The sequence below is a fragment of the Brevibacillus laterosporus genome, assembly GCF_030489605.1.
In the GTDB taxonomy this organism is placed as follows: Bacteria; Bacillota; Bacilli; order Brevibacillales; family Brevibacillaceae; genus Brevibacillus_B; species Brevibacillus_B laterosporus_E.
Window position 1 is genome coordinate 20,903 of sequence record NZ_JAUKFY010000035.1, and the last position, 13,055, is coordinate 33,957.

Here is a 13,055-nt window from a genome sequence, read left to right on the forward strand (position 1 = left end):
GAGAAACGACAGCTTAGACACAGCACGAAAACCGGCCTATTTTAGATCAAACGGGGCTTAGCATACAAAATTCAGGGATCTAACATATACTATGCTTATCCAGCCCTTATGCCTCCATTTTCCTCAGACGTGTTGCCAGTACAACATACATCGATGGCAAGACAATTAAGGTAAGCATTGTTGAAAACAACAAGCCGAAAATAATCGTAATTGCCATAGGCTTGAACAAAGGACTGCCGATCGTTGCCATAGGGATCAAACCTCCAACTGCTACGAAAGTAGTTAGCAAAATTGGTCGCAGACGCGCTTTCCCAGCAGCAATGACCGCTTCTTTTATCGGTAATCCCGCATGTCTGGCTTCTTCGATAAACTCGATTAAAACAATCCCGTTTCGTACAACCAATCCTGAAAGTGAAATGATACCCAAAATGGCCATGAAACCGAGCGGCTTTTGGGTAAGAAAGAGACCAATCATACTACCCGATACTGCAAGATATAACGTACTCATGATTAAAATTGGCGTTGACAGAGAGTTAAACTGCATAGTTATTAGAATAAGGATCAGACATACGATGATTATTCCTAAATATCCCAAATCACTAAAAATTTCAGCCTGCTCCTCAACTTCCCCGGTCACTTCCCAAAAGTATCCGTCATTGAAGGGGATATTTTCCATTTTTTTCTTCAATTCATTCATCACATCTGTTGCTGTCCGATCTTTAATCTCACTAGTGATCATGACTACACGAGCCAAATTGTGATGGGGTATTGTTTGCAATGAAAAACTTGGCTTTATTTCTGCAATCTGAGAAATAGGAATAAGCTGCCCTTTTGCATCAGGCACAGTGAGCTGCTTCAAGATTTGTTCCGTGGATGATCCCATTTTATCCGCATACAGTGTGATATCAATCAGATCTTTCCCATTATCAAAATGCCCAACTGGGATCCCCTTGCTAACTAGACGTAAGGTTCTCGACAAGTCTGATTCGGTAATATGTTTATCGTCAAGTAGATTTTGAGATACCTGAAATTGCAAGGAGTATTGCTCATTGCCAAGGGAATCTTTTACATCATAAGTTCCTCTGGTATCAGAAACTATTTTTTTTATTTGCTCCGAGATGGGATATAGTTTTTGCAGATCTTCACCGTATACCCGAATCGCCACCGGACTACCTGTAGGTGGACCTAGTTTTAAAACATGTGGACTAAGGCTTGCCTTCGGGTATAGTTTCTTTAACTCAGTCATCCATGGGTCAACAACGTTCTCCGCCTGCATCTTTTTACTGTCATAGTTGATAACGAGCTGCCCTACATTTTCGGACGTGCCTAAGTCAGGCAAACCCGAAAACATTCTAGGTGCTTCTCCTCCAGCAAAGGTGAACACTTGATTAATAAGCTGCTGTTTTGAAATCCAATTTGCAATTCCCCTGCTAACAAGAGCGGTTTCTTCAATACTACTACCCGATGGGAGTTTCACATCTACAACCATATAGGGACGATCATCGTACGGAAATAGTTGAACAGGCGTCAGCGGAATAAGCCCAAAGAAGAAGGTCCCGATGATAATCCCTATAAGCCCTGCTTTCAGAGGCTTATTCAAGATTTTTGGCATTAACTTTTCTCCATACCAATTGATCAAAAGCTCAATCTGTTTCCCAAACAAACCAGCTGACTTCCGGTAATCCGTTTTTTTCCCGTTTTGCTTTTTCTTTTCATGCCAATGACGAAAGATCGGTACAATCGTAAGTGACATCGCCATTGAAGCAAGCATAGTAACCGTAGTTAGTACGGGGAGAGGTACAATATACTGCCCTATGATACCTGGAAGAAAAATTAAAGGAAAAAAGGCAGAGATCGTTGCCAAGGTTGCTGTGAGAATGGAAATGGATACTTCTTTAGTGCCTTGTACCGAAGCTGTATATGGCTCCTCACCAAGCAATGAAAGTCTTCGCTCGATATTGTCGTTGACTACAACAGCATCATCTACCAGTATCCCGAGTACAATAGTTAATGCACTTATCGTGATTTGATTCAGTGTAATCCCAAAGACGGGCAAAAAGAGCATTCCTATTGCCATTGAGATCGGAATCGCCATAGCAATCATGATAGAGGTTGTCATGTTCAGACCAAGTGTACATATAATCAGCACTGCCGCTATAGCGGATATCAGTTCATGGCTAAGCCCATTGAAGGTACTATCTATTTGATCAACCTGTGCAAAAATTATCTCCTTCTTTGCCCAGGTAGGGAGTTTTTTTTCAAGATCCTTTATCTTCGCTTCCACTTCTGCATGAATCTTAGGAATGTCACTTCCCACTTCTGCATTAATACTCATAACTGCCGCTGGCTTATCTTTGTGGAACACTAAATACTCACTATCTTTAAAACCAAGAGAAATGCTCCCAATATCCTTAAGATATACGGGAACTCCTTCTTGGGTATGAGTTACGACCACCCTGCTAAATTGATCTACATCATGGTTCATAGGAAGAGAAAGCTGGTATTTTTTCCTGTCAATGTTTACATCCCCAAGTGGAGACGTTTCATTTTTGGTTCGCACAGCATCCATTACCTGAGCCCAAACAATACCATATTGCTGCAGCTTTTGTGGGTTAACAAACACCTTCACTTCCTGATCAGGTAACCCTTTGACTTCTACGTTGGAGACGCCAGGGATCACCCTTAATTGTTCCTTCCAATAGTCCAGCGTATCCCTTAGCTGTAGCAGTTCTTCGAAAGAACCAGTCGTAATCTGAAAAGATTGAATAAATGTACGATTTAAGTCGTCATTGATTACTGGCTGCTGTGCATCTTCAGGAAGGTCTGTTTCTACATCTTTTACTTTCTTCCTCAATTCGTCAAAAACTTTTTTTTGATCTGCATTACTCTTTACTTTAATCGTAATAATGGATACGCCGGCTTTTGATTCGGAACTGATTTCTTTTATGCCTTGGATTTCATTGATCTTCTCTTCAAGCTTTTTCGTAACAGTTTGTTCCACTTTTTCTGGCATTGCCCCAGGGTAAATAGTGGTAACGATAGCCTTATCAATCAAAATATCAGGTTGGTCTTGTTTCGGTAAAGAAGTAAAACTAAATGCTCCTAACATGATTAGCATAGTAAAGATTACAAGCGTAATCTTTCGTTTTTTTATCAGATACTCAATCATGCTTACTCTCCTCCTTGGACAGTAACGGTATCACCGTCAAGCAGTCGATCGGCCCCATTGACAATCACCCTATCTCCAGCTTTTAGGCCGGTAGTTATCTCAAAGTGACTGTTGATGAATCTACCTAAAATAACAGGTGTTTTCACTGCTTTACCTTCTATTACCAGAAATACAAATGGCTCTGAGCCGCGGCTCATGACCGCATCGGTAGGAATGAAAATTCCTTCCGTTTGTGTCAAAATTCGCTTCGCACTAACTACCTGCCCTGCAAACCAGTTATGTTTCTGATTATCGATAATGACTTCGACTCCTATGGTTCCACTCTGTTGATTTGTCGCAGGATATATTTTACTTACCTTTCCTGTACGCTTCTGTCCATATAGACTAATCTCAACTGTATCCCCTACTGCCCAAGAGCCAATTTCTTTGTCAGGAACAGGAAGAACCGTTTTTAAGAAATTTATATTGCCTACTCGATAGACGGCAGTCCCTGCATCGGCTAGTTGTCCTTCTTCAACCATCTTTGAAATAATTGTTCCTGTAATAGGGGACTTCAGTTGAGTCTTTTCTAAAAGGCTGGCTGCTTGACTTCGAGCGACAACCGCAGTCTGGTAATTGGCTTGAGTGGCGGCTATATCTTCTATACGTGTTCCTTCAATGACTAAGGAATATTTTTCTTTAGCAGAATCATAGTCTTTCTGTGCCAAATCCAGTACCTTTTTAGCATTTTCATACTCTGCTTGTGTGACAGCTCCACTTTTAAATAATTGGTCCATCCGGTTATAATCTTTTCGTGCATGATCCAGATCAATACTCTTAGCCTCTAATGCTGTTTTTACCTGAGCTTTTTCCTGAGCACGAGCCCCATTTTTAACTTTTGCTAAAGTGGCTTCAGCACTCGATACATCCGTATTGGCTAAGGAAAGTTTCAAGGCGTAATCTGTCGTATCCAACCGAGCTAACAATTGACCAGACAATACGTTGTCACCCTCGCGAACTATTAATTCTTGAATCTTGCCAGCTACCTCAAAGGAAAGAATAGTTTCCTGAAAGGGTTCTAAGGTTCCTGAAAGCTCACTGATTGTAGCCATTTTTTGCGTCTTTATTTGCATAATACCGACTGGCTTTTTCTCTGCCTGCCCTACTACAGTTGAGGTGCCAAAAGAAACTCCGCTACATCCTGTCAAACCTGATATGGATAATATTAAAAGTCCGGTAACGGTCAATTTTTTCAGAAGTCTGCGTCTCATTTTCTCTCACTCCTATACCTATTTATTAAGTTGACGTGTCAGATATATCAACAACAAAAAAACGAATATTCATTTCTTGGAGTTTATTAATACAAGCATAATTAATAAATTTTTGATTATATCCCAGCAAGCTTCCACAACTTCTAGATCCGACATGTTTTTGCTATTACTCCCATAAAAACCATTGCAAGCAATGGAACGGTATGTATTAAACCAAAACACTCTTCTCTTTTCATCAATCTATGAAATTTCCTATAATGAACAAAAATTGTTGTAAGGATCCGAGACTGATGTCATTTAATTATCTAGCATTAGCACTGGCAAAAATAAGAGGAAGCATGTCTGAGTTTTCCTTCGAAAGCTTCCATTGAGGTAAAAAGTGGTGAAATTGCTCGTTTTATTAGCAATATTCTTCTTACTTTCAAAACATCGATCGGCAATATTAATTTCTATCAAATTTTCACAATGTCTTCTGAAATATAATCTTCCAAGTTTTTTGGAAATAACCAATAAACCACTCAATATATTTCACGCAAAAGACCCAAAAACAGTTCACTTCTTTTTCCAGCGGAAATGTATTCATTTTTATTTCGATAAAGAGGTTTTATCCCATCTAATTTAATTAAAATACCAAAAAGACCAAAAAACTAACCGAAGGACTGCTTGCAATTATGCAAGAGCCTCTTTTACAAAATCAGACAGCAATGCCTGCTCCCCATTGGATAAATTGCAGATCAACTCCACATACTCGCTAATCCAATTCGCTATTTCACTGCTGAATTCATCACTCATCGTTTCAATGACTGTCCCCATCACGGTTCCTACAAACATTAGCAAACTTGCGTGGTGGCTAGAGGTTTTGTTAATGAACAATTGAATCACGGATTCTGTCCTGCCTCCAACCTTTTTCAGATATACTATCAGGATACCTAGAATATACCCGCAAAATTCCAGATTGGTTCGTCTTTGTGGTATTTCATCCAGCATCTTCCTCAACAAATCCTGTAAGTTGGTTTGCTTCAGGCTATTTAACAGATTTTGTATCGATTGCAAGCTCTCTTCCCAGTTCTCGTCGATTGTTCCCTCATTGGAACGCTGCTTTTTAATCAGTTCTGTCGCTTTTTCCGTTGGCGTAAAGACCACTTGTGATCGGCCCGTTTCGTTCGGATTTACTTCATAGCTGCGTATGACGTAGCCGGATTTTTCAATCTCTTTTAACATATCGTAAGCCGTCCACTTGCTGACCCCAACGGCCTTAGCCAATGCTTCATAATGAACCGGTAAGCTTTGCTTTTGATATATCCCCACAAGTTGATCCAGAAATTGAATTCTTCGTTTAGACATCGTCATATCCATTCTCCTCCCTCTTTCGAAGTAATCATCTAAACAATCCCCCGCACGATCTAATTGTGTTTTTTGGTTTTTTGGGTTTTTTGTGTTTTAATATTATCATCTTCAATCCCCTCAGTCAACATAGGGTAGGGGTTGTTTTGGGTCTTTTGCAGGTAATATTTTTCGTGCTTGGAGGGACTCTTACGGAGGATATTTAAATTTTTTAAGCCAACAATCAACAATCCCATCTCTATAATTGGGATTTTCCCAATAATCGGAGATGCAGTGCCGCTAATAAGCAGACCGAGCATAACATAAAACCAATAATATTATACTGAATGAAAGACGATTAATAAGTCGATCCAGTTTGACCAGCAACTCACCCAATTAGGGCAAATCAGCTTCAACACGAAACTTGCCCTGCCGCATCACTCTGGCAAGCTGTTTAAAACTTGAAGGCATTTCCTGAATCAGATCGATAAAACCCGGGATTTCCTCCAACACCTGCTTTCCAAGATCGAATGGATTTAACCGCTCCAAAAGCAGGGCTCGTGGCATCAATCACGCTTATATGAGGATCAAGGGCAATATTACAAACCAAAAAAAAACGATTTTTTTATCTTAAAGTAGAACAACCGGCTTTTCGTTAATCTTGCTATCGATCCCCGTCGTGCACCTTCGGTTTTAATTTTCGAAGGTAAAAACTTCTTTTTCATGATTGGTCGTGAATTAATGTTTAACTCTGTGCCTACGTTCCAAAAATCATAAAAATTAATGTGAAATTAGAACTTACCCGATTTAAATATAGAATATAACAACCAGAGAAACATCATTATGGCCACTCCAAATCCGATTTCAATGACCGGTAGATTCCAAAGAAGAGTAGAACTCAATGCCGAACCAATGATAAGGCCAACCATGATGATACTAAAGGAGAGTAAGACGATACTAAATGACAATCGATTACTGATACGATCTAATTTGGTTAAAAACAGATCCAGTTCTGGAATCGTTATGGCCATACGCATTCTCCCCTTTTTCATAACGGAGGCTAACTCTTTAAGATGTTTTGGTAGTTTAATCAGGCTTTCTCCATTTTCAACCACGTAGTTTAAAACATTCTCTGCAACTTTCTTGGGATGATAACGTTCCTTTAACAACTGACGACCAAAAGGTTCAGCTACTTTGATGATGCTAAGTTCGGGATCTAATTTTTCCACCAGCCCTTCAATAGTAAGAAGGGTTTTCCCCAATAAGGTTAGATTCGGTGGAATCTGAATGTAGTGTTTATGTGCAATAGTAAACAACTCATTGACAGCCTTACCAAAACTAACCTGACTTAAAGGGACATCATAATAATTTTTCTTTAAATGATCTACATCCGATGTCAATTGTTTCATATTTACATCATCAGGTACTAATCCCATTTGGGTAATAACTTTGATGACGTCTTCTGTACTTTGACGCATCATGGAAATGATTAACGAAGCAAAATGGTATTTCAATTCTGGACTAAGGCTTCCAACCATGCCAAAATCCATAAAAACGATCACTTCTCCCGGTAACGAAAGAATATTACCAGGGTGAGGGTCACCATGAAAAAAGCCTTCGATTAGAATTTGATGAAAGATAGCTTGAACTACCCGTTCAGCCAACACCTTACGGTTAAAGTGTTGATCATCAAGTTTTTTTAATTCATTTAGTTTTGTGCCTTCCACGTATTCCATAGTCAACACTTTTTGAGTCGAATAACACCAATACACTTTAGGGACACGGATTTTTGGATTGTGTTTAAATTGCCTAGCCACCTTCTCCGCATTTCGCCCCTCGATCGTATAGTTCAATTCAGCTTGAAGAAACCTGGAAAACTCTTCAATAATATCTCGTATCTGATATCTAGCGACCCATTCCAACCGAAGTTCAGCCAGAGTCGCTAACTGCTGAAGAATTTCTAAATCAGTCTCAATGATATTTTCAATATTAGGACGTTGAATTTTGACCGCTACTTGTTCACCAGATTTCAAAACCGCATAATGGACTTGTCCGATAGAAGCTGCAGCAAGGGGAACTTCATGAAACTCCTCAAATATATCATTTATGGTGCGACCTAATTCCTCTCCGATAATTTGTTTTACATCTTGAAAGGAGAAAGGCGGTACCTTATCTTGAAGTTTCTCCAACTCACGAATGATGTCAGCCGGAATTAAATCAGGCCGTGTACTGGCAATCTGCCCCATTTTTATAAAGGTGGGCCCCATTTCCTCCAAGAACAATCGAATCCGTTCAGCTTTCGTTTTGGTGTGGCTCTCCCGATGATCTTCGATAAAGAATCGTTTAGGGAATGAAAGTAGGTCTAGAAGCCCCAATTCTTTGACAATCAAGCCGAATCCATTGCGGGAAAAGGCCATTACGATATCCCGATACCGTTGAATGTGTCGTATTCTTGTTTTCAAGAATAGCAAATCCTCCTTAATACCCGTGTCATTTTCCTTTCACGTTGAACACCAATAAAATAATCAGCAACAAGAATGACATTTCTCAAAAATTTCACTTTCCAAAAGTCACGGGTAATTTTTTAAACCCATAGATCACTGGATTTCTATATAGACTAAGTTCTGAATCTTTTATTGAGAAAAAGGGCACTCTTTCTAAAAGTAAGCTCATCGCAATGATAGCTTCTAAACGAGCTAATGGTGCTCCGAGACAAAAATGAGGCCCGTTTCCAAACGCAAGGTGTGGATTCGGAGAACGATGCATTATAAATTGGTCTGGCAGCTTAAATTTATTTTCATCTCGGTTTGCCGAACCAAGCCAAAGCAGAACGGGTTGGTTTGCTTTAATCGTTTGCCCAGACAATTCTGTGTCATGAACACAAATCCGATTTATAGATTGAATCGGTGAATGATAACGAAGAACCTCTTCTATTGCATTTGGTAAGAGAGAGGGCTCAGATCGAAGTTGTCTCTGAAGGTGCTCATCCTCTGTCAAGTAACTCACTGCATTTCCGATAAGATTCGTTGTCGTCTCATTTCCAGCCACTAGTAACAGTAAACAAAATTGAAGTAGTTCTGGTAAAGTAAGTGATTTGTCTTCAACTTGTGCTTCTAACAAAGCCGTAATTAAATCCTGGCTTGGGTTAATTCTTTTATCCGCAACTACTTTTTCAAAGTAGTTAAATAATTCTATTTTATTCCTTTCTCTACGTTTCATATATTCTTCTGGCGTCTCTCCCTGATCACTATCGATGCTTCTTAAAAGCTCATCAGACCAGTGCTTAAACATTTCACGATCTTCCTTGGGAACACCTAGTAGTTCGGCAATGACAACGACCGGTAATGGATAAGCAAAATCCGTAATAATGTCCATTTCACCCTTATCAACGACATAATCCAGCAATTGATTCGTAATTTCATGGATTCGTGGTGTTAAACCTTCTACAGACTTTGGTGTAAAAGCTTTACTTATAATCGAGCGGTATAGTCGATGCTTAGGAGGATCTAGGGAAATGATACTTTCTGCGATTCCCGTTTGGGCATATAACTTTGAACTGAACGACTCATAATCAGACAGAACCTTTTTAACATCATCATAAAGGAATACGTCCCAACAATTTCGTTCCGGGTCAAACCAAACCGGATTGTTCTCTCTCATTTCTTTATACCAATCAAATGGTGTTGGTGCATCGGATAATCCTTTAGGAGAATTGACAATAGCAGGGATCTCGATTGCTTTTCCTTTTTTAAAATTTTCATTTGTAATCACGGTATCCCTCCTTTGATCTGAATATATTTATACATCACGATAAAACTGAATAAACTTACTCTGTTTCATTTTGTTGGTTCTCTAATTGTACGATTCGTTGTTCCAATCGTTGAATATCTTCTTTGGTAGCTAAATTTAATTCTCTCAATAATTCCTTCATTTTTTGGTTTATCATCTGATTCAATTCTTTTTGGGTTTCTTTTCCTTTTAGGTACACCTCTTCAACAAATTCTTTGGATTCCTCTCGGCTTAATTCACCTTTTTTCACCAACTCATCTACCATTTTTTCAGCCTGTTCCTTCGTGGTGACTACTAGCCCTAATCCTAATGCCAATCCTTTTTTTATCATGTTTGTCATTGAAGCCATCTCCTCATTATTTATTTCACTTTCACAATTTAACAGCCTCATTTTCGTTACCTGTAAGGTGTGTATCTTTTGAAAACTTATTTTTACCAAGTCTCCCAACTATCCCATAGGTCAAAACAAGAATACCTAGCATAGAACACTAAATAATGTTATTACCCACGTTCTCTCGAAAAAATAGATAATCTTTAGTATCCACATCCTGTAGTTGAACTTTAATTGGTTGAGCAGGTGAGTTCTATGTTAATGCTAAAAGAGATACGTAAGTCATTGCGGAATCCTACTGTCCTGAAGTTGTAATAAGATGACTCTACAAAACTAAGTGTTATGAAACTAAATAGTAAAAGGAATACGAGAACAAGCGATAATAATTTACGCATTCAATTAAACCAAGGGACCCGAAAGGAATGTAATTTCATATGGTGTTGTTTTTAAACAACGGATTGAATGGAGCTTGTTGATTTCAATTTTTTTACTTGTTCTTCACTTTCTTCCTCAATAAGAACAATTACCGTCTCTATTGGTCTCTACTAATTTAAATAGCCGATCTACATTTTGGTGTAGAGCATACCTGTCGAAAAAAATTGGTCGTATATTTGGCTTTATCCTTTACATTATTTTCCGCCTCAATTCTAGGAATCTTATTGATTTCACATCTCCACTTTACTATTTCTACTAACAGTTTCTCATTGCTATTTTTACTTTAAATGATTCGGATTATACACTAATGGAGTAAAAGCTCATGAGCGACATCTATACTTTTCCCTATATTTTACAGACAAATCACTCATCTGTTTTCGTAAAAATTGTACAACCGAAGGAGCCGTGTATCGAAAAGAAGGGAGTACTATGCTTATATTGGAGAATGGCGATCAGAATAGGAATGCTAAGTGGCGGTGGTTAGAGAATGATTTGAGTTAAAATGTCCTAGCACTAACCATTCTGCCTCGTTCCGAAATCTTGGTAGTCTCTCTCATTAGCAAAGCCTCCCAACTTTGACTTACATTAGCGGTCATGAGAAATTAGGAGGCTCATTCTACCATGGTAGTTTAAAGGTGATCTGCACAACTTAATTTAACGGCTTATATGGGGTTGCGTCAGGAAAAATGCGGAAAACATACGTTAAGCGAATAATAAATAACAAAGCGTCAGAAAAACCTACTCTAAGGAATTCAAGTAGGTTTGGGTAGTACCAGTGTAGCTATTATCACCCACAAACGTATGGAAAAATCTAGTTATTATTAATCATTGCTTACGAAGTACAATTTTTCGATACATCCCGCCAAATAGGACTGATGAATTTTCCTCCACCACCATGCATTTCGAATAGGGCATGACGATGGATTCCAACCGACACCCAATGTCCGTACCCATCATCCGAACGATGGGGCGCATTATTTTTTTGATCAGGGACAGTTTCTGAGCAGGGGGAACAAATTTATAAAAGATCATGATTCACCCTCCCGTGCGCGTCACTAGCATTATTTCTCGAAAACACCGATCCGGATGAGGGACAACCGACAAGATCAGATTCGCAATAACCATATCAAACGATTCCGGCGGAAAAGTCAGGCTCTGGGCATCCATTTTGATGAGCCTGACACGCGGCGAATCATACTTCTTCCTAGCCTTGTGAAGCATGTCGGAGAACAAATCAATTCCGGTAATTTCGATATCTTTGTGCATCATGAATGGCAGGTCTACTCCGGTACCTGAGTCAGCATATTGTTGAATGACTTCATTTTTATTGTTCTCTACTTCTACTTTTGGGGCTATTGGACTGACTGTAATTAACTTTTGGTCGTTTCGAATACGGTATTCCATATGAGTAGCTGGATCGGTCGTTGTTAAGTGAACACGATGTCCTTTCTTGGCTAGTCCTTGGCGATGGCGGAAGCTGTAGCTTTAGAATAAAGATTGATTAAAAATTCTCTTCAATCTTTATTTAACAACAAATAGAAAAACTCCATTTTGAAAAAAGGTTGATCAAAATGGAGTTTCTTTTATAACTAGGTATGAGTTTTTTATAATAAAGTTTGATTATTTTATTACTTCTTATTACACTAACGCACCTGATAGTTTAAGTGTAATATTTCACAAATATACGCACCAACGAACAAGTTCAATAAGAATTTTATCTAATTTTACATTTCTAAATTCGTAAATGCGTATGGTAATAATTCCTTTAGGGTTAATTCTAGTATATCTTTCTTCTCATTAGTTAAATAAACTGGCATTTCAGGTGAACAAAATTCTGCTAAAACTTATCTGCAAATACTACAAGGCGGAAGAAAATCTACCGTATCACCTGCAACAGCTATAGCTTGAAAATCACCTTTTTTATAACCATTTGATATTGCGGTGAAAATAGCTGTTCTCTCAGCACAATTAGTTGCACCTAGTGAAACATTTTCTACATTTACTCCATTAATTACAGTACCATCTTTTAGTAATAAAGCTACTCCAACTGGAAATTTGGAATAAGGTACGTATGCTTTTTCTTTCATATTACGTGCACTTTCCATTAAAATCTCTTTATTCATATTATCCACTCTTTTCTCTAAGAATGAACTTTTCAAAGTCCCCTATACGTCAACATTTTGTTGACAGGACTTCTAATTGTATATATGAACAAGATAGTTGTCAACGTAGTAGATGTAACAAGCATACTATATAAACAACTATAAGATTTGCCAAAAGATTTTCTTCATTGAATATGATTGATCTTTTTCTATATACCTACATTGATTTGCTTCAATTTTTACTGTTTGTAGCTCTTCTACTTTTGTTGTGTGAAATGGACACACCAATTCCGATACATTCTTTGAAAATTTTTGGACCGTCAAAAAGAGAATACCAGTTAGGGGCGTAGGATATATTCAACTTCTTCTTAGTTCTTTTCCATTCTTTAATAATATTTTGGTATTCAGGTAAGTTTAAAATTCGGGTTGTAAACGGTTCAAGCTTCTACAAATGTAGCGCGGATTCTATATAGCGAGTATTCACTTTATAGGAACAGGTTCCTAATGTCCGCTAATGCTTGTTGAGTGATTTTGTTCCATTGCTACACACACCCCATATTTATTACAAAGAGCCTTATAGTTTTTAGAACAAAACTATACGGCTCTTACAGCGTGTAGACAAAATACCGAAAGGTATAGAGGTCTGCACGCTTTTT

The 13,055-nt window shown here is 38.4% G+C and carries 10 protein-coding genes and 1 pseudogene; 1 reads left to right on the plus strand and 10 read right to left on the minus strand.

Annotated features, from left to right (window positions below; all coding sequences use genetic code 11):
- Positions 1-106 precede the first annotated feature (106 nt).
- From QZ995_RS22385 to QZ995_RS22415, 7 genes are all read right to left on the minus strand, one after another.
- A complete protein-coding gene (locus QZ995_RS22385) occupies positions 107-3,169 on the minus strand; it encodes an efflux RND transporter permease subunit (RefSeq protein ID WP_301812029.1) in 3,063 nt (1,020 codons plus the stop codon).
- A 2-nt stretch (positions 3,170-3,171) separates the two neighbouring features.
- Positions 3,172-4,419 (minus strand): efflux RND transporter periplasmic adaptor subunit, encoded by a 1,248-nt coding sequence (locus QZ995_RS22390; RefSeq protein ID WP_301812032.1) that lies wholly within the window; start codon positions 4,417-4,419, stop codon positions 3,172-3,174.
- A gap of 669 nt (positions 4,420-5,088) precedes the next feature.
- Complete coding sequence (locus tag QZ995_RS22395) at positions 5,089-5,769, minus strand: Lrp/AsnC family transcriptional regulator (RefSeq protein ID WP_301812034.1); 681 nt, start codon at positions 5,767-5,769, stop codon at positions 5,089-5,091.
- Positions 5,770-6,138: 369 nt separating this feature from the next.
- Complete coding sequence (locus QZ995_RS22400; protein ID WP_301812036.1) at positions 6,139-6,291, minus strand: hypothetical protein; 153 nt, start codon at positions 6,289-6,291, stop codon at positions 6,139-6,141.
- Positions 6,292-6,533: 242 nt separating this feature from the next.
- Entirely contained in the window at positions 6,534-8,159 is a 1,626-nt protein-coding gene (locus QZ995_RS22405) for an ABC1 kinase family protein (RefSeq protein ID WP_301812046.1), read from the minus strand.
- A gap of 139 nt (positions 8,160-8,298) precedes the next feature.
- Positions 8,299-9,513, minus strand: a complete 1,215-nt coding sequence (locus QZ995_RS22410) for a cytochrome P450 (RefSeq protein ID WP_301812038.1) — start codon at positions 9,511-9,513, stop codon at positions 8,299-8,301.
- A 55-nt stretch (positions 9,514-9,568) separates the two neighbouring features.
- A complete protein-coding gene (locus QZ995_RS22415) occupies positions 9,569-9,871 on the minus strand; it encodes a phasin family protein (protein WP_301812039.1) in 303 nt (100 codons plus the stop codon).
- 748 nt (positions 9,872-10,619) lie between these two features.
- On the opposite strand from QZ995_RS22415, the gene QZ995_RS22420 reads away from it, so the two are divergent.
- A complete protein-coding gene (locus QZ995_RS22420) occupies positions 10,620-10,781 on the plus strand; it encodes a hypothetical protein (RefSeq protein WP_301812041.1) in 162 nt (53 codons plus the stop codon).
- A gap of 341 nt (positions 10,782-11,122) precedes the next feature.
- Here QZ995_RS22420 and QZ995_RS22425 read toward each other — a convergent pair whose 3' ends face one another.
- The 3 genes and pseudogenes from QZ995_RS22425 to QZ995_RS22435 form a co-directional block, all read right to left on the minus strand.
- Positions 11,123-11,329, minus strand: a complete 207-nt coding sequence (locus QZ995_RS22425; protein ID WP_301812042.1) for a hypothetical protein — start codon at positions 11,327-11,329, stop codon at positions 11,123-11,125.
- A gap of 3 nt (positions 11,330-11,332) precedes the next feature.
- Positions 11,333-11,701: a class I SAM-dependent methyltransferase gene (locus QZ995_RS22430; RefSeq protein WP_301812045.1), complete on the minus strand. Its 369-nt coding sequence runs from the start codon at positions 11,699-11,701 to the stop codon at positions 11,333-11,335.
- A 320-nt stretch (positions 11,702-12,021) separates the two neighbouring features.
- Positions 12,022-12,420: pseudogene (locus QZ995_RS22435) on the minus strand (cytidine deaminase).
- Positions 12,421-13,055 lie beyond the last annotated feature (635 nt).

Bases quoted from the DNA above. Each gene is read 5' to 3' on its own strand.
- QZ995_RS22385 (WP_301812029.1), bottom strand. From the start codon at position 3,169: ATGATTGAGTATCTGATAAAAAAACGAAAGATTACGCTTGTAATCTTT.
- QZ995_RS22390 (WP_301812032.1), bottom strand. From the start codon at position 4,419: ATGAGACGCAGACTTCTGAAAAAATTGACCGTTACCGGACTTTTAATA.
- QZ995_RS22395 (WP_301812034.1), bottom strand. From the start codon at position 5,769: ATGACGATGTCTAAACGAAGAATTCAATTTCTGGATCAACTTGTGGGG.
- QZ995_RS22405 (WP_301812046.1), bottom strand. From the start codon at position 8,159: ATGGCCTTTTCCCGCAATGGATTCGGCTTGATTGTCAAAGAATTGGGG.
- QZ995_RS22415 (WP_301812039.1), bottom strand. From the start codon at position 9,871: ATGACAAACATGATAAAAAAAGGATTGGCATTAGGATTAGGGCTAGTA.
- QZ995_RS22420 (WP_301812041.1), top strand. From the start codon at position 10,620: ATGAGCGACATCTATACTTTTCCCTATATTTTACAGACAAATCACTCA.
- QZ995_RS22425 (WP_301812042.1), bottom strand. From the start codon at position 11,329: ATGATCTTTTATAAATTTGTTCCCCCTGCTCAGAAACTGTCCCTGATC.
- QZ995_RS22430 (WP_301812045.1), bottom strand. From the start codon at position 11,701: ATGGAATACCGTATTCGAAACGACCAAAAGTTAATTACAGTCAGTCCA.